We start from the raw sequence: 17513 nt of genomic DNA on the forward strand, positions 1-17513 counted from the left end.
GCAGCGCAGCGGAGGAATCTGCGGTTGTCGTTGTCGTTGCACTTGCCGTTGCTTGTCCTTTTGGTTGTCATTCCGCAGCGCAGCGGAGGAATCTGCTTCATCACCAAACCCGCACCACCCGTGCACCAGTCTTTTACAATCCCTGTCAGGACTCCACCATGCCTTCCCTCGTAGCCTTCGGTCACTATCTCCCCGAGCGCGTCATCACCAACGACGCACTGGAAGCCCGCACCGGCCGCGAATCCGCGACCATGGAAAAGACAAGCGGCATCCGGGAGCGTCGTTACGCCGCCGACGACATCACAGTCGCCGACCTCGGCCTCCTCGCCGCCCATTCCTGCCTCACCCGAGCTGGTCTCACCCCCCAGGACATCGGCCTCATCCTCTTCAGCAGCGGCTCTGCCGAACGCGCCTTCCCCGGCCCAGCCTCAGTCCTCGCCGCCAAACTCGGCCTCACCGCCACCCCAGCCATCGACATCCCCGTAGCCAGCGCCGGCTCTCTCATCGCTCTCGCCTTCGCCGCCGACCTCGCACCCCGCTACGGCAACATCCTCATCGTCGCCTCCGAGATCATGTCTCGCCGCATCTCCGACGCCGACCCCGACACTGCCATCCTCTTCGGCGACGGCGCAGGCGCCTGTATCGTCTCTCCACAATCGGACAAATGCTTCGCCAGGATCGCCGACGTCTCACTCTCCACCGACGGCAACTTCGCCGACGCCCTCCACCTCCAGCACGGCGGCTCCATCGAGATGAAAGGACTCGCTGTCATCCTGCAAGCCTCCCGCAAGATCCCCCGCTCCATTGAAGATCTCCTCGCAAAAAACAATCTCAAGCCCGCCGACGTGGGCACCTACCTCATGCACCAGGCCAACCTGAACCTCATCCGCAAGGTCGCCACTGCGCTCGCCGTCCCCGAGCAGACCTTCTTCTGCAACATCGACCGCTACGGCAACACCTCCTCGGCCTCGCTCCTCATCGCCGCCTCCGAGTGGCACGCCTCCAACCCAGCCCCACTCTCGAAGCCCGTCGTCTTCGCAGCCTTCGGAGCCGGCTTCAACTGGGGCAGCCTCCTCGCCCTCCCCGGCTGATTCGCATCGGTACCGCGGTCACAAAAACCGAGCGACCGCCGCTCTCCCTTTTCTGTCTGTCATGCCGCAGTCGGCGTAGAGTCGCTTTCGCTTCTTTTGTCTGTCATTCCCGAAGGGAACCTGCTTTTGCAGTCTTTGCACAGCATCTCCCGAATCGGCTGGCGGACATCCCGCCAACATCCTTAAGACAGATCAAGCCCGGTCAGGCCCTTCGTGGCGGGAACTTCCAGGCGTCTCGAGAGGCGCAGGCAAGCCCACAGCCACGCATAAAAGACAGCAACCAGCAACAGACGGTACCATCCCCGAACCGCCTCCGACAGCGTTACAAACGAACAGAAGACCACAAAGCTAAGAAGCCATTGCCAGACGCCCTGCTTCGGCTGCCTATCCTGAGGACGGGCGGGGAACAGGCGTAACCCGACCTTGTAGTGACTCAACGCCTCGTTCTGCTGTTCAGTGGATCCCTCTTCAAAGGTGACGCCGTATTGGTAGAGGGTCCATTCATCGAGGCTTCGGACTTGAACTTTATCCTTGCCAAAAAGAACGAGCCTGCGCGGCCGAGGTCGCTCATAAAGCGCATACGCGGTCCCTGCCAGAAGTGTGGACACGCCAGCCAGAGAAACTCCCCACTTTGTTGAAGCCCCGAAGATACTGCAGCACCATGCGGCAAGAAGAAGAACCAGGGCGATACATCCAGACAGATGCATAGCCTTCGGAGACCACCTCGGTCCGGAGTCGGACGGCATCAGGTTGAGAGAAGACATTCCAGCCTCCTCTTAAATAAGACGGCATAGAGGAAGGAATAGCCGCATTCACCCTTGCCGGTTTCCCACAGATTTTGCTTGTCAGCAACTTCGAACCAGTGCTTGAAGTGCATTTGTAGGGCATTCCTCGAAATACGCCCTCTGCCCCCAAACGCAAACCTCATCACAAAAAGCTGTCAAGCCCCAACGCCGCAAAACACCGCGTCAATCCAGCGGTTTCGCATGGCGCATCAGTTATAAGCGCAGCAATATAATGGAGGAGAGAAGCAGAAGGCCCTTAAGGGAGTGAAGCCTCCTTGGCGGCTAGGCGACTGTAGATCAACGTAGCGTTGAGGTCCAGTCGCTTTTTGCCTGTCATTCCCGAAGGGAGTCTGCGTTTGCAGCGTTAGCCACTGCCTGAATTTTCCGTAAGTGGTTGATTAGAAGTATATTAGCCGTAACCGATTTAGAATCTATATTTTGCAGGCATCGACCCTCTGTAGGCTACTCATTCGGAAAGAGTTACGCGCAAAATACCCCCCCGGGGGAGGGGGGTACCCTAAGCGAAGACAAGACACTGCGGCCTGGATAGAGGGAAGCTCTTTCCGCCCTCCGTCAGCTTGCCCGTTCTCACATCGCGAGCCATCACAGAGATGTTGTCCGATACCTGATTAGCAATCAGCAGCCATCGCCCGCTGGGATCCAACGCCAGATGTCGGGGAACTTTACCCCCGCACGGTGTCCGGTTCAGCAACGTCAGCGTTCCATCGGTTGGCGAGATCGAGAAGGTGACCACGATATCGTCAAAGCGATCCGTGGCGTAGGCAAACCGGCCCTCCCGGTCGATCACGATGTCGTCTCCACCCGTAACGCCCTTAAAGCTATCGGGCTTCATCTTTAACTCCTGCACCGTCTCCAGCGACCCGCGTTGCGCATCCCACCGCAACACCACCACGGAGGACGCCATCTCGGTGACGCAGTAGGCCACCTTGCCATTCGGATGAAACTGCAGCGCACGCGGTCCCGACCCGGGAGCAGACTTCCACGCCGCCGGCTCGCTCAGAGTCAGCTTGCCCGTAGCCGTATCCAGCCGGTAGATGTGGATCATATCGAGCCCCAGATCGTTCACCAGCAGATACCGGTTGTCCGGCGACACGGTCACGCGATGCGCATGCGGAGCCTCCTGCCGCTCCTTATCCGGTCCCGTCCCGGTGTACTGGAAGAAGGACACTGCGGGACTCAACACCCCACCCGCCCCCACGGCGAACGAAGCAGCGCTCCCTCCACCATAGTTCGCCGCAAACGCAACCTTGCCGGTGTGGTCAAACGAAACGTGGCAGGTCTCGATGCCCTGCGAAGCAACCTGGCTCACCTTGGTCAACCGGGCGGCGCTCCGATCAAGCGTAAAAGTAGAAACCGCCCCACTGCTCTTGCCTTCGTACTTCTCCAGCTCGTTGGCCACCAGGAGCGTCCTGCCATTCGGCGCCAACGCCAGAAACGTAGGGCTATCCGCCTCCGCCGCAAGTCCCAACTCCTTCAACTCTCCGGTAGCCGCCGAGAACGAGTAGGCGTAGATCCCCTTGCTGGTCCCGGAGGTCTGCGTCCCAACCAGCAGGAGCCGGCCCCCATCCTTCGCCTCTGCAAACCCAGGCTGCCCCACCAACGATAATGCCGCCGAGCCGAAAACAAATCCACGTCGAGTAAGCTGTTTCAATCTTCGCTCCTTCTTTCTCTCATCCACAATAGCGCGATTTGCAGATACTCTGTTTCTTACAGCGGTCGAGCGTGGGTTCAGTCCTGTAAGGCCGACAAGGAAGTAAACCAGGTGTCTCAAGGCTCGAAGACCTCAGATAACTCGCCCTTCTGTCTCCTTCGCGGACGCATCATCGTCTCATGTCAGGCCTCGGAGGGCGATCCGCTGGACGATCTCGACACGCTCACCCGCATAGCAACCTCGGTGCTGCGCGGCGGAGCAGGCGGCCTCCGCGCCGAGGGCATATCCCGCATCGCCGCCTTCCGTAACCTCACGAAACTCCCCATCATAGGGATCATCAAGGCGTTCGATACCAACGGAGAGGTCTACATCACACCCGACTTCCACTCCGCCCAAGCCATCAGCCATGCCGGAGCCGACATAATCGCCCTCGATTGCACTGCCCGGCGTCTGACCGAAGCCGAACCATGGCCCGAACTCATCCGACGCATACACGACGAGCTCCACCGGCCCGTCCTCGCTGACATCGCCTCCCTCGATGATGCTTTGGCGGCAGAGCGCGCCGGAGCCGATGCCGTCGCTACCACCCTGTACGGCTACACCGCTGAGACCGCCAACATCCGCACCCCCTCCTGGCCCCTCATCCAATCCCTCCTCACCCAACTCACCATCCCCGTGGTGGTAGAAGGCCACATCACTCACCCTTCCGAGGCCCGGCAGGCCCTGGACCGGGGTGCCACCTCCGTCGTGGTAGGCTCTGCCATCACCCGCCCCGAAACCATCACCCGTCGGTTCGTAGATACGACCGGGTAGGTACCTCTGATTATTTTCGATTCTGCAAGTGAACGAACCAGTATAGTCATCTAGACATATAAAACATAGAAATTTGAATAGAGGGACCGAATGGCAATAGGAGTAGCGGGAGAAAGCTCGATCACCAAGGCCGAGACTGGCAACAGGAATTACACCATTCCGCTGATGCTGATGGTTTCTCTCTACTTTGGCATCGGTTTCATCACAGCACTGAACGACATCCTGGTTCCTCACTTCAAGGATCTCTTTCACCTCACCAACGTCACTGCTCTGCTTGTCCAGTTCTGCTTCTTTGGCGCTTACTTTGTCATGTCAGTGCCATCGGGATGGATCGTAAGCAAGATTGGCTACAAATCAGGCATCGTCGTCGCCCTATCCGTGATGGGTATTGGCCTGCTGCTCTTTCTGCCAGCTTCGGTAGTTATCTTCTATCCCCTCTTTCTCTTTGCACTGTTCGTTGTCGGCAGCGGACTAGCGCTTCTCCAAGTCGCAATAAATCCTTATATCGGCGCACTGGGATCCCCAGAGACTGCTTCTTCTCGCCTCAATCTAGCAGGTGGCTTCAACTCCATAGCAACGACTATTGCACCCAGAGTCGGCGCCGCCTTCATCTTCATCACAGCTGGCGCTTCTGCAGCGCAGTTGGCTCATTCAGTACGAATGCCGTACGTCATTTTGGCTGCGTGCGCATTCACGATGGCGATCGTTACGGCCTTTGTGCAATTGCCTGACGTCATTGAGAAGAGTGGATCCAGGTCCAACGCCGGTGGAAGCGCCTGGAGTTTTTCTCACCTTCGTCTTGGCGCTCTCGCCATCTTCTTCTACGTCGGAGCTGAGGTAGCCATCGGTAGCATCATGATTGCCTATCTGGGCCAACCCTCGATGGGAGGGTTGAGTCACGAAGCAGCCGCTCGCTATGTCTCCCTTTATTGGGGGGGAGCCATGGTAGGCCGTTTCATAGGTTTTGTTGCTCTACGGAAAGTCAACGCTCAGCGTGCACTTGCATTCGTCTCGCTAGTTGCCGCTCTTCTGATTGCAGTCGCTATTGTTACCCATGGACACGTTGCGATGTGGGCAGTTGTCTCCTGCGGATTGTTCAACTCCGTGATGTGGCCTTGTATCTTTCCCCTATCGGTGAAGGGATTGGGACGCTTTACAAGCCAAGGTTCCGGAATACTCATCACTATGGTTGTGGGTGGCGCAGTCATTCCAGAGATTCAAGGTTTTCTTTCGGATACCCTCGGGTACCAACGCAGCTTCGCTGTTGTACTGCTCTGTTACATCTATATTTTCTTTTTCGCAGTGAGAGGGCATCGCAATCTTACTGTGTCCAGCACGGTGCCGCTGTAACCTAGGGCCCTACTACTCAATAGTTGTGGTGGGTACGCGGATCGAAGCCCGATAGCGGTCGCCGCGATAACGGGAGCAGGCGACCTCAATCGGAGTTTCTTCCGTAGTCATAATGGTCCGCGAGATGGAGAGGATGCTTGCCTTCTTGGGGATCGTAAGCAATTCGGACTCTTCTCGCGTCGCGGGTAATGCTTCGATCACTTCATCAGCCCACGCCACGCGTACTCCAAACGTTTCACGAAGCACGAAGTAGAGAGATTGTCTGCTGAAGTTGATTTTCTCCAGACCTGGAAATTGCGCCAGCGGAATATTCGATTCTTCGAGCGCCATTGGAATTCCATCAGCCAATCTCAGTCGTCGCAACCGCATGACAGAGTTTTCCGTATCGATTTTTAATTGTTCCGCCAGCTCTGCAGTTGCCTTTACAACGGTTTGCTCGAGCAGCTTTGAACTTGGCACCATGCCAAGATGCTTCATGTCTTCAGTGAAGCCGCGAAGATGCATGATATTTTTTTCCAGCTTTGGCCGCGTGACAAACGTGCCGCGTCCTTTTTGACTAATGGCAAAACCGCTAGTCTTTAGACCATGCAAGGCCTGACGCGCGGTCATTCGACTTACCTGATAGATGCGTGCCAGTTCCTCTTCAGAAGCTAGAGGATCTCCTGTCAATAGTTCGCCAGAATGAATTTTTTCCATTAGAGCCCGCTGAATCTGGTAATACAGCGGGATGAAGCCGCTTTTATCGAGAGGACGGTTAGTTGAACCAGGGTGAACTTGAGGCTTCGACACTCTATCTCCTGACACAGTTGCACATTAAATGCTCACCGGCCTGTAAAAACGGCAGATTCAGCCAGCATTTTTGGATTCGCAATACGGCGAACTAATTCTTGTCCCTTGCCTTTTTAGTCTTATCCCGGTTCAGTTGTCTATACATATATGCAAAAGCAAAGGGAGATACCAGTTGATTCTGGCACAAAAACGCTTCTACCTTATATGATCGTCGGTTTGCCCGCTAAGAATGTCTGTATAACTTTTGCAGAAGACGATAACACCGTAATGTTGGCGGCGCGACCCTCTTCGAGGTGACCCCATGTCTTATCAATTCCCATCAGTGCCGACGGATTTTGCGATGCCGCAGCCACAGCGGTACTCAGGCTTGCACCGGTAAACGTGATCAGGTTCTGTACGCCTCGGTCAAGAGTCAGCACACTACCCGCTAGAGTTCCATTGGAGGTGCAACGTCCTTCATGGACATCAACCTTCATATCTCCCAGCATGTAAGTACCATCGGGCATTCCGGTAGCGCTCATCCCGTCGGTCACTAGAATTATGTGGTTCCTGTCTTTAACCTTATGAAAGAGGCGGACGATGAGAGGATCTACATGAATGCCGTCACAGATTATCTCGGCAAAAAGAGAGGGTTTGTCCAGCACATAGGCGGCAAGACCTGGCTCGCGATGATCGATAGCCCGCATTGCATTGAACGTATGCGTAGCAGAACGTGCTCCAGCCGTAAAGCCCGCCTCAGCTTCACAGACCTTGGCATCGCTATGTCCCATGCTGCAACGAACCCCCAACGAGGTCGCATGGGCGATTAGTTCAGCTGCGCCAGACAACTCCGGGGCAATTGTCATGAGCTTGATCTGTCCTTCTGCCGCTTCCCAGAAACGATCGAAAAGTGAGGTAGACGGAGCTTCGAGTAGATTATCTCTGTGCACTCCACGCTTTAGGTGAGAGAGAAACGGTCCTTCAAGATGAATACCCAACGGAGTAGCACAAGAGTCCGCTGCGTTCGCCCTTCGATTGATCTCAGCAGCAAGTCCGGCCAAAGAGCGCAGAGTCTCATCCCTGGGTGATGTGACCGTAGTTGGAAAGTACGCTCCAACGCCACGACTGGAGAGATAAGAGCCTATTGCGTCCAATGCTTGCGGGTTTGCTTCCATAACGTCGTGTCCAGCGCAGCCATGAATGTGAATATCGACATAAGCTGGTACTAAAGTGGCTTCGCTGAAGCTATAAGTCGCCTGAACTTGTTCGTGCTCGATGGCGCTAAGGCTCTTGATCTGGCTAATGCGACCGTCTTCCACTTTGATTAGGGGATATTCTATCGTCAGATCCGAGCTTATGAGTCTCCGCGCCGTTATCGTACTAATCATTGCTTCCCTTTCGAAGACTCCAGACTGATTCAATCTTTAGTTTGACCATGTTCCAAATCTTCATGTGACTTGCGGAGATTGCCACCTGCCATCGAAATCTCTCGTAAAGATAGCCACCATTGAGATCGCAAAATCCAGTATAGTCGTACATACAGGTTTCGCGGTAGCGCGATTTTGTTTGTAGCCGCTGCTTATCTTTCAGGAATATCTGAATCAGCATAATCTGAATTCAAAGGCACCGCTTGCTATTGGTGCGGTGGTAGTAAATCTTTACCGCCCTTTAAGGGCAGCCGCTTACAACGCTATCTGTCAGAGGAAGTGGTAGAGGACTGAGTTAGATGCCAAAACAAATTACAGAACCGACGCCCATTTCGAGTGATGTTGTGAACTTTCCTCACGCCATGCTGCGTGAGATATATGAGCAGCCGCAGGCTCTTGCCGCAACCATCGACCGATATCTCCCTGGTGGTGCCTTAACTGCCGAGACGTTTCAACCTGTCGTCGATGCGCTTGGAGGACGGGAGCGACTCGTCATTGCTGCCAGCGGCTCCAGCCGCCATGCTGGTCTGGCGGGCGAAATTATGCTCGAAGATCTGGCGGGTATCTCTGTCGACGTCGAATACGCCAGTGAGTACACCTATCGATCGACGCACACTTTGCATAACCCTGGCGTTGTTGTCATCTCTCAATCTGGAGAGACCGCGGATACGCTCGCCGCTCTCAGAGAAGCCCATGCTCGTGGGCTTGCCACCGTCGCGATCACGAACAACGCCAGTTCCAGTATGGCAACCGAGGCAAGCGCTTCACTCCCAACCCTCGCCGGCATTGAGAAGGCTATACCTGCGACAAAAAGCTTTACGACCCAACTCGCGGTTCTCTATTCGTTTTCGCTTCACTTGGCGCGCGCCCGTGGCCGCATGACACTTCAGGCAGCTGAAGCCCATGGCCGTCAGTTGCAAGAGATTCCAGAACTCATCCAGGCTTCATTGCGCGGTTGGCAGAAACAGATCGAAGAGTTGACACCTCAGCTGGCAGACTCCCGCACGCTGCTTTACCTTGGTCGCGGCCCTCACTATGCGATCGCAAGGGAAGGGGCTCTCAAGCTTAAAGAATCTGCGTATTTGAACGCTGAAGGGTATCCCTCCGGTGAATTAAAACATGGTCCTAATGCTCTTGTCAGCAAAGACACTCCTCTGATCATGATTGCTACTGCCGATGCGGGTGATCCCGATTCGGTCCTGCGGTACTCAAAGGTCCTTCAGTTGATGAAGGACATGCGAGAGCAGGGCGCGCGGATTATTGCTTTAGCCTCGCAAGGAGATCAGGAAGTTCCACGGTACAGTGATTCCTGCCTCTTTATCCCCGCTAGCAATGACCTCCTCTCCACAATCCTGGAGGTTGTGCCGTTTCAATTGCTTGCCTATACGTTGGCGATCAGTCGCGGTATTGATGTCGATCGCCCAAGAAATCTAGTAAAAGCAGTTGTGGAGGAGTAACTCACGAGTATTCTTTTTTGCCCAATCCATCCCCAAAATCATGTCGGCGATTGGATGGACACATAGCTCGAGCCAAAGTTATTTCTAGGGGTTCAGCCTGTTCGGGCTTTGAGATAACGTAATGCGTACACAACAGAACCAGCCGCTAGGATCCACCCAGCCGTCCGCATCTCTCGCAGAAAATTTGGCCGCGAAAAAAGGATGAAGATAAAGCCTCCCAAAGCTAGCAAGACCGGTAGGGGGTAGAGTGGCATACGGAATCCTCTTGTTCTTCGCCCTCGGCGATGTTTAGGTAAGACTGTGGCAACCCCCTGGAGAAGAAATTGAAAGAGGATTCGAATTACGACGAGAGTTGTAATAACGTCTTGCAGCCTGAAGACGCAGCACAAGAGTGTGACGCCCCCCAGTGTTAGGAGAGAGTGCGTTGGGATTCGATGCTTCGGGTCTATCACTCCGAACCATGAAGGGAAGTTGCCATCCCGGGCTGCAGCAAAGGGAATTCGCGAGTATCCCAGCAGCAGGGCAAACACGGATGCAAGCGCTGCGAGAGCGATCAGGACGACTATCGTTCCAGCAGCGGCATGACCATATAGTTTCTCCATGAATACCGCTATGGTGAACATTCGGGCGTGACTATCAGTATTTTGTGCCATCTCGCGCCATGGCAGTACCCCCAGAACACTGATGTTCATCAGCAGGTATAGAGTCGCGACGATGCCGATAGAGCCGAGTACCGCTCGTGGGATTGTTTTTTGTGGATCGCGGACTTCTGCTCCCAGGAAACAGACACCGTAGTAGCCCCAGTAGTCGTAGGCTGAGATCAACATGCCACCCCCCAGGCCGGCGAAGAAGGCTGGGTTGAGGTGGAAGGCGCCGGGGGGGAAGTCGAAGGCGAGGTGGGGGTTGAAGTGGGTAAACCCTACGACGATGATCAGGACCAATGTCAGGCCGACTACCAGTCCCAGCCAGCGCACGATCCGGTCGATGGCGAAGATGCTGCGACGCAGGACGATCATCGCGACTCCGCAGGCGGCCATGGCGAGGAGGGTCTGCCCGCTCAGGACTACGGGTACCCCGAAGAGCGTAGTGGAGGCAAACGGATGGCTCGCTCTCGGGAGGAAGAAGGAGATGTATTGGGAGAAGCCGATACACCCCGAGGCGATCGAAAGTGGTGCGCTGATGAGGATCTGCCAGGCGTAGAGAAAGGAAAAGGCCCGGCCCCAGGTCTTCTCTCCGTAGAGGTGTTTCAGGTAGGCGTAGGAGCCACCGGCCTCCGGGTAGGCGGTGCCGAGTTCGCTCCAGATCATTCCGTCGCAGAGGGAGAGGAGGGCGCCCATGAGCCAGCCGAGCACGGCTTGGGGTCCCCCCATCACTCCCACGATCAGGGGCAGGGTGATGAAAGGACCGACTCCTACCATGTCGATGATGTTGAGGCCGAGCGCGGCCCTGGTGGAGAGACCGCGGCGGAGCTCGTTCTGGCTTGGCTCGGAGTTCATCCTGCAGTGGCCGTGACCCGTTTACCGAAGAGGGCGGTGCCGACGCGGACGCAGGTGCTTCCCTCCTCGATCGCCACACTGAAGTCGTTCGACATGCCCATGGAGAGCTGGGTCAGAGTAGGGAATCGAGCTATGGACTGGTCTCTGAGCCTGCGCAGGTCGCGGAAGTATGGCCGTGCCAACTCCGCATCCTCCGACCATGGGGGAACTGTCATCAAGCCTACTGCTTCGACCGATTCGAGCGGCTCGATTGCGGCGAGCAGCGCGGGCAGCTCCTCTGGCGCGAGGCCGTGCTTCGACTCTTCGTGGCTGAGCTTGACCTCGATCAAGAGGGGAAGCTTCTTCCCCAGAGTCTTTGCGGCTGCATCGAGCCGTTGGGCGATCTTGAGCGAGTCGACGGCGTCGATGGCGTGGAACAACTCAGCGGCTCGGGCGGTTTTGTTCGATTGCAGAGGGCCGATGAGGTGGAATTCGGCGTGGTGCAGAGCGGCGAGGTGCTGAGATTTTTCCTGAAACTCCTGCACCCGGTTCTCGCCGAAGAGGCGCTGGCCGGCGGCGTACGCCTCGAGGATGACCTCCACCGGGTGGACCTTGCTGACAGCCATCAGAGCTACTTCGCTGTCGGAGCGGTTGGCCCGGCGACAGGCCTGGTGGATTTGTTGTTGAAGCGAGGCTAGGTTTTCGGCGATGGACATGCTCTCTGCATCTTATCGCCTAGCTTCTTTATCGAATCGCCGGAGACAGAGACGACCATGTGGACCATCTTGTTGCTGATTGGCTCGAATATCTTTATGACCTTTGCCTGGTATGGGCACCTGAAGTTCAAGGAGGTGCCACTATGGAAGGTCATTTTGGTGAGTTGGAGTATTGCTTTCTTTGAGTATTGCCTGCAGGTGCCAGCGAATCGAATCGGGTCGAAGAGCTTCAGCCCTGACCAGCTGAAGGTGATGCAGGAGGTGATCACGCTGACCGTTTTTGGCGTGTTTTCGACCTTTTACTTCGGTGATAAGTTGCACTGGAACCACTTTGCGGCGTTTGGCTGCCTGATCGCTGGCGCGTTTTTCATGTTTCACAAGTTTTAGCTTGCGCCCACCCCCTCCCCCACCGGAGTATCTTGGGCATAAACCTTTTCGATGGAGTAGCTTACAGGGTACGGGTGTCTGTAAAATATTCCATCCAAAGGACTTGTGCGCAAAATACTTGTTTTGAGTAAGTTAGCTGCGCTTCGTGGCAGGTCCAGCGCGATTTTGGCTCTACAACCATTATAGGGAGCTGGATGTAATTGATGCGCCACGTGATTGTTCAAGGTTGACGGGGGTGTTTGCATCTTGTGGGCTTGACATGGTGATTTATTGGCGCTTCGGTGGTGTTGTGCCGCGAGGTTTTCTACGCTTTTGCGCGACGAGGTCTTCTTGTGCACTCAGGTTGGTTGATCTGGCTCTTCGATTCTTAGATCGGCGAGGTTGAAGAGGTCGCGCTTTGCGCGATGCCCACCTTAGCGACGATGGGGCCGTCGCGAAGATGGGTCACCCTGGCCGCAACGTCGCCATCACCAACAGCATTCGTGGCAGCAAGCCTGTGCACCGCGATCTTCGGGTCGGAAGAAGACGGTGCTTAGGGTTCTTAGCGGCCGTGTTCTTCGAGATACTTTTCGACTTCGAGGGCGGCCATGCAGCCTGAACCGGCGGCGGTGATGGCCTGGCGGTAGCGGCGGTCCTGGATGTCTCCGCAGGCAAAGACGCCGGGGATGATCTGGCCGTTGAGGGTGGTGAAGACGTTGTGCTGGGTGAGGATGTAGCCGTCGGGGTCGAGATCGAGGATGCCCTTGAAGGCGAGGGCGTTGGGGATGTGGCCGATGGCGAGGAACATGAAGCTGACAGGGAGGGTGTACTGTTCGCCGGAGACTTGGTTCTTAAGGCGGAGGCCCTTAACGTCTTTTTCTTCTACGCCGAGTACCTCTTCGACGGTGGTGCTGGAGAGGAACTTGATGTTGGGGTGAGCCATGGCGCGGTCGAGCATGATCTTGGAGGCGCGGAACTTCTCGCTGCGATTGATGATGGTGACCTTGGTGGCGAAGCGGGTGAGGAAGAGGGCCTCTTCCATGGCGGTGTCGCCACCGCCGATGACTGCGATCTCTTTGCCTTTGGCGAAGAAGCCGTCGCAGGTGGCGCAGGAGGTGACGCCGTGGCCGATGAGGGCCTGCTCGGAGGGGAGATTGAGCCAGCGCGCGCTGGCACCTGAGGCGATGATGAGGGTGCGGGTGTGGATGGTCTCGTCGCCGACGGTGAGGGCGAAGGGACGCTTGGTGAGATCGATGGAGCTGAGGTGGGCCAGACGCAGAGTGGCGCCGAAGCGGACGGCCTGCTTCTTCATGTTCTCGATGAGCTCGGGACCCTGAACGCCCTCGGGCCAGCCGGGGAAGTTTTCTACCAGGGTGGTGATGGAGAGCTGGCCGCCGGGCTCGTGGCCTTCGAGGACGAGGGGCTTGAGGTTGGAGCGGGCAGAGTAGATGGCGGCGGTGAGTCCGGCGCAGCCGGAGCCGAGGATTACAACGTCGTGCGTCATGTTTTCGGGCATAGTAGCTCTCTTAGTGTAAATGCGCGAGGAAGGAAAAAGATGCAAGCGGATGGTTTTGAGCGCGTTAGGTGAAAGAATTGATGTTATGGCAAATCTGACGTTGGTGTATGGAATGAGGCTGTTACCGGCTGATGAGATCGTATCGGTCGGCGAGGCTCCTGTAACCCTAAAGAATGGTAATGAGGCGCATGTGACGCTGCATGTGCTGGAGGGTAGTAGAGAGCAGATCGAGGCGCAGCTGCGGTTGAGCATCGATGCATTCTTCGATTTTTACCCGGAGATTTAGCTGCGGGAGCGCAGTGTCCTAAAACAAGACAACCGTTCGTAACGTGACTTTCCTGACGAAGAAGAGGGAGAGAGCGGAGGAACGGGATGGTCTGGTCAGTGTGGAGGGCTTGGCGGCGGGTTTCTGTCTGGCTGCGCTTGTGCGCCGGGGCTGGACTCGTGATGGCCTCGATGGCTTGGGGTCAGACTGCGGCTGCGGGGGCTGCTGCGGGGCCTGCTTCGGTGACCGATGTTTTGCGTGGGATGTCGGACCGTGCCGCGGTGATCTTTATGGGGCAGGTGCTGGCGGTGCGTCTTCCGGAGAGCGCAGATCCGGCTTCGGGAATCGTGGAGGTCGAGTTTCGCGTGGACCGGGCGATTCGCGGGTGCACGGCGGGGGAACCGTTTGTTCTGCGGGAGTGGGGCGGCCTGTGGGTTGGAGGCAACCGCCGGTATCGCGTGGGCCAGCGGCTGCTGATGCTTCTGCATGCCCCGGGGGCGGGCGGGATGAGCTCGCCGGTAGGTGGGCTTGAGGGAGCGATTCCTGTTCGGCAGGGCGATGCGGGAGCGGAACTGAAGGAGAGTGCTGGGCTGAGTTCGGGGCCTTATGTGGATCTACGCTGGCTGGGTGCGAGGGTGCCGCGTACGATTTCTTATCGCAGTGAGCCGGTGCGGGCTGCCGGTGCTTTGCCTCGGATAGCAGCGGCGGCGGGTTTGAGTGGGGAAGATGGTTCCGGCGTGATGCCGCTGGGCTCTATCGGTGCAGGTGAGGCGTCGAGTCCGGCACAGCAGGCTTCGGTGGATGCGGTGCTGGGACTGCTGGTTTCGTGGCAGAGGACGGGAAATGCTACTCCCTGAGCTAAGCGCGCGTGGTTGTTTCGTGGTGAGATTTCCGATCTTTCTTGGGTTCATGCTTGGGTTGATACTTGGGTGGTTTGCGAGTGCTGCTCCTGCGTGGGCCGGCGGCCCGCGGTGGGTGACGGGGGTGCCGTACTTTACGACGGAGGGTGTTCCCGTGGTCTGGTATACGAACCAGCCGCTCTACTTTACTGATCCCGGCGATCTGAGCTCTTCGGTTAACCATGCGGCGGCGGATGCAATGGTGGCTGCTGCGGCGGCGGTGTGGAATGTTCCGACGGCGAACCTGGTGCTCGCCAAGGGCGGTGCGCTGGAGGAGCATGTGAGCGGAGCCAATGCGTTTGCGGGGGCGAATGGGCCGATCTTTCCTGCGGATGTGCAGAGCGGCAACTATCTCGCGAAGCAGATTGCGGTGATCTACGACAGCGATGGCTCGGTTACAGATCTGCTGTTGGGCGATGGGGCGAGCGATCCCTCGGGATGCCTGCAGAGTGGGGTGACGGAGAGCGTCGATTCGATTGTGCCAGCGGGGTTTATTCAGCATGCGATCATCATCATCAACGGTCGCTGCAGCGGGCCTGCGCCCCAGCAACAGCTGCAGTATCAACTGATGCGGGCGTTTGGGCGTGTGCTCGGTCTGGGCTGGTCACAGACGAATGACAATGTGTTTACGGATAGTCCTCAGCCCACGGCCAACCAGGCGCTGCACTGGCCGGTGATGCACCCGATCGATATTCTTTGCAGCACGTATACCTATCAGTGCATGCCGCAGCCGTTTACTTTGCGGCCGGACGATCTGTCGGCGCTGGCGCAGCTCTACTTTATCGATCAGGGACAGGCTGGGCCGGGGCAGATGGATAGCCTGCTGAACGCGAGCCGGTTCCTGGGCCATGTTCAGTTCGCGACGGGACAGGGGATGGAGGGAGTCAATGTTCTTGTACGCCGCTGGGAGCAATTTACTGCGCCGTCGCAGATCGAAGACTGGTACACGGCGTCTTCGGTGTCGGGTTTTCTCTTTCGGCAGTCGAATGGAGACCCTATCACTGGACCAGACCTGTCGTTTGGTGGAAGCCAAGGTGCCGTAGATGGCGGGCTGGAGGGCTACTTCAATATTCAGCGGATACCGATGCTTCCGGGGAGCTGGCAGATTCTTGTCGTGGAGACGGAGGCGGTGAATCCACTTTACACGGGGGAGTATGCGGTGGGGCCGTATGTCGCGAACACGGTAGATCCTTCCGGCTCGGATCCTGTGCTGGAGGAAGGACTGTACAGCAGCTATACCCAGAGCGGCGTGGACTTCTCTCCGCTTAACTCTGCGGCTGTATGCGATACGGATGCCGATGGAACTGAGGCGTCTCCGGTTGCGGTCGCGGCGCAGGGCTGGTGGTCGAGTCTGCTGTGTGGGTATGGCCACTCTGCGTGGTCTTCGCTGTCGGTCAAGGCGAACCGCTCGCTTACGGTGGAGGTGACTGCGGAGGACGAGCAGGGATTCGCCACTACAGCGAAGGCGATGCCAGTGATCGGACTGTGGAACGCGACGGATGCGCTGGGCTCTTTGCCGGGTGTCTCGGGTGTGGGCGAGGCCTTCAACGGCGAGGGCACTGGCATGACGACCTTGTCGAGTTCCTTTACGCAACCAGATCAGTTACGAATAGGGATTGCAGATGAGCGGGGGGATGGGAGGCCTGACTACAACTACCAGGCACGGGTGCTGTATGCCGACTCGCTGAGTCCAGCTATAGTGAGTGCGGCCGGCGGTACGGTGACGATTACGGGGATGGGTTTCCGTACCGGAAATGAGGTTACGGTCAATGGTGTTGCCGCAACGGTTTTGAGCTGGACTGCCAATACGATTGTGGCGACGGTCCCTTCGATCAGCGCGCTGGACTCGAGCACCGGCCTGGTTGCGGATGTGGAGGTGACGGATCTATCTACGGGTGGTACGACGGTGATGACGCAGGCGCTGAGCTACTCCACCCCTGTGCCGATACTCAGCCTGGTGAGTGCGCCTTCCGGTCTGGTGCTGGTTGGGCAGGCTGCGGCTGTGCCGTTCGCCGTAAAGGTGATGAGTGGGGATGGGGTGACGCCGGTGGTTGGCGAGGCGGTGACTTTTACCGCGATTGCAGGTGCGGTGCAGTTCAGCTCCTGCGGAGGCGCGAGTTGCACCTTGAGTACAGATGGGAACGGCATTGCTTCGACGCTAGTGACTGCGTTGAGCGCGGGAGCGATTACGCTGCAGGCGATGGGAGTCGACGGCGCGGCGGGTGCCTCTTTCAACGCGGTTGTGCGGGTGCAGACGGCTGCGGCGGTGCAGGCAACAGAGTACGTTGCGGCAGGCGCGGTTGTTGCCTGGTCTCCGCAGTTGAGCGTGGTGGATAACTTCGCTTCGACGACAGGATTGATGGTGGGATGGCAGGCTGGTTCGGGTTTGGTTTCAGTGTCTCCATCGAACACCCAGGTGAACTCGCAGGGCGTGGCCGAGACTTCGGCAACGGTGGGTCCGTTAGCGGCGGGAGTGCAGGCGTTGGTCTCCGGTTGTGCCTGGACGAATACATGCAGCACGTTTACGACGATAGGTGTCGACCTTGCCGATCTGCGGATTGTGGCGGTCAACGGAGCGATCCAGACAGTAGCCGCGAATGGAAGCCTGACGCCGGTTGCTCTGCAGGTGACCGATACGGCAGGACATCCGGTTGCAGGCGCCCTGGTTGAGATCTACCAGGCGGTGGATGCATGGCAGGCCGCGTGTCCGGACCGAGGGCGCTGTCCGATTGCGCCGATCCTTGAGGCTTCGCAATCTTCGGCGGTGTCGGATGCGAATGGTCTTTTGACGGTAGTGCCGCAACAGATCTCCGGCAGTGCTGAGACTACTGATGTTGCGGTGGCAACGGGTACGCAGGGGTTCCTTTCCTTCAGCCTGCAGAAGCAGCCGTAGTTCTTTTGTAAAAAAAGAAG

General features: G+C 57.3%; 16 protein-coding genes. 8 read left to right on the forward strand and 8 right to left on the reverse strand.

Features of this window, described 5'->3' with window-relative positions; translation table 11 throughout:
- Positions 1-1091: 3-oxoacyl-ACP synthase III family protein (locus GSQ94_RS06640; protein ID WP_254063700.1), on the forward strand; the 1091-nt coding region annotated here is incomplete at its 5' end.
- Between the two features lie 182 nt (positions 1092-1273).
- Here GSQ94_RS06640 and GSQ94_RS06645 read toward each other — a convergent pair.
- Positions 1274-1855, reverse strand: a complete 582-nt coding sequence (locus GSQ94_RS06645; protein WP_158942753.1) for a hypothetical protein — start codon at positions 1853-1855, stop codon at positions 1274-1276.
- 538 nt (positions 1856-2393) lie between these two features.
- A complete protein-coding gene (locus tag GSQ94_RS06650) occupies positions 2394-3548 on the reverse strand; it encodes a lactonase family protein (protein WP_158942755.1) in 1155 nt (384 codons plus the stop codon).
- 111 nt (positions 3549-3659) lie between these two features.
- On the opposite strand from GSQ94_RS06650, the gene GSQ94_RS06655 reads away from it, so the two are divergent.
- Together GSQ94_RS06655 and GSQ94_RS06660 are read left to right on the forward strand one after the other, a co-directional pair.
- Complete coding sequence (locus GSQ94_RS06655; RefSeq protein ID WP_158942757.1) at positions 3660-4361, forward strand: N-acetylmannosamine-6-phosphate 2-epimerase; 702 nt, start codon at positions 3660-3662, stop codon at positions 4359-4361.
- A 90-nt stretch (positions 4362-4451) separates the two neighbouring features.
- A complete protein-coding gene (locus GSQ94_RS06660; protein WP_158942759.1) occupies positions 4452-5711 on the forward strand; it encodes a sugar MFS transporter in 1260 nt (419 codons plus the stop codon).
- Between the two features lie 12 nt (positions 5712-5723).
- Here the strand turns inward: GSQ94_RS06660 and GSQ94_RS06665 are convergent, their stop codons facing one another.
- On the reverse strand, positions 5724-6500 hold the full coding sequence (locus GSQ94_RS06665; RefSeq protein WP_158942761.1) for a GntR family transcriptional regulator: 777 nt from the start codon (positions 6498-6500) through the stop codon (positions 5724-5726).
- A 200-nt stretch (positions 6501-6700) separates the two neighbouring features.
- A complete protein-coding gene (gene nagA, locus GSQ94_RS06670; protein WP_158942763.1) occupies positions 6701-7867 on the reverse strand; it encodes an N-acetylglucosamine-6-phosphate deacetylase in 1167 nt (388 codons plus the stop codon).
- 338 nt (positions 7868-8205) lie between these two features.
- On the opposite strand from nagA, the gene GSQ94_RS06675 reads away from it, so the two are divergent.
- On the forward strand, positions 8206-9363 hold the full coding sequence (locus tag GSQ94_RS06675) for an SIS domain-containing protein (protein ID WP_158942765.1): 1158 nt from the start codon (positions 8206-8208) through the stop codon (positions 9361-9363).
- Positions 9364-9455: 92 nt separating this feature from the next.
- On the opposite strand, the gene GSQ94_RS06680 is transcribed toward GSQ94_RS06675, so the two are convergent.
- The gene (locus tag GSQ94_RS06680; protein ID WP_158942767.1) at positions 9456-10859 is read right to left on the reverse strand and encodes an APC family permease; all 1404 of its coding nucleotides are present in this window, start codon (positions 10857-10859) and stop codon (positions 9456-9458) included.
- Positions 10856-11554, reverse strand: a complete 699-nt coding sequence (locus tag GSQ94_RS06685) for a YggS family pyridoxal phosphate-dependent enzyme (protein ID WP_158942769.1) — start codon at positions 11552-11554, stop codon at positions 10856-10858. Before GSQ94_RS06685 ends, GSQ94_RS06680 begins: the two co-directional genes overlap by 4 nt.
- A gap of 57 nt (positions 11555-11611) precedes the next feature.
- On the opposite strand from GSQ94_RS06685, the gene GSQ94_RS06690 reads away from it, so the two are divergent.
- Positions 11612-11941, forward strand: a complete 330-nt coding sequence (locus GSQ94_RS06690) for a DMT family protein (protein ID WP_158942771.1) — start codon at positions 11612-11614, stop codon at positions 11939-11941.
- Between the two features lie 367 nt (positions 11942-12308).
- On the opposite strand, the gene GSQ94_RS21635 is transcribed toward GSQ94_RS06690, so the two are convergent.
- Entirely contained in the window at positions 12309-12443 is a 135-nt protein-coding gene (locus tag GSQ94_RS21635; RefSeq protein ID WP_256369963.1) for a hypothetical protein, read from the reverse strand.
- A gap of 39 nt (positions 12444-12482) precedes the next feature.
- Entirely contained in the window at positions 12483-13436 is a 954-nt protein-coding gene (gene trxB / locus GSQ94_RS06695; RefSeq protein ID WP_158942773.1) for a thioredoxin-disulfide reductase, read from the reverse strand.
- 85 nt (positions 13437-13521) lie between these two features.
- Between trxB and GSQ94_RS06700 the strand changes: the two genes are divergently transcribed.
- The 3 genes from GSQ94_RS06700 to GSQ94_RS06710 all read left to right on the forward strand — a co-directional run bounded on the left by GSQ94_RS06700 (position 13522) and on the right by GSQ94_RS06710 (position 17493).
- Complete coding sequence (locus tag GSQ94_RS06700; protein WP_158942774.1) at positions 13522-13722, forward strand: allantoinase; 201 nt, start codon at positions 13522-13524, stop codon at positions 13720-13722.
- A 161-nt stretch (positions 13723-13883) separates the two neighbouring features.
- Positions 13884-14558 carry a hypothetical protein gene (locus GSQ94_RS06705; RefSeq protein WP_158942775.1) on the forward strand — a complete coding sequence of 225 codons (675 nt, stop codon included), beginning with the start codon at positions 13884-13886 and terminating at the stop codon, positions 14556-14558.
- Positions 14559-14583: 25 nt separating this feature from the next.
- Entirely contained in the window at positions 14584-17493 is a 2910-nt protein-coding gene (locus GSQ94_RS06710; RefSeq protein ID WP_216843030.1) for an IPT/TIG domain-containing protein, read from the forward strand.
- Positions 17494-17513 lie beyond the last annotated feature (20 nt).

This window comes from Granulicella sp. S190 (genome assembly GCF_009766095.1).
Taxonomy (GTDB): domain Bacteria; phylum Acidobacteriota; class Terriglobia; order Terriglobales; family Acidobacteriaceae; genus Edaphobacter.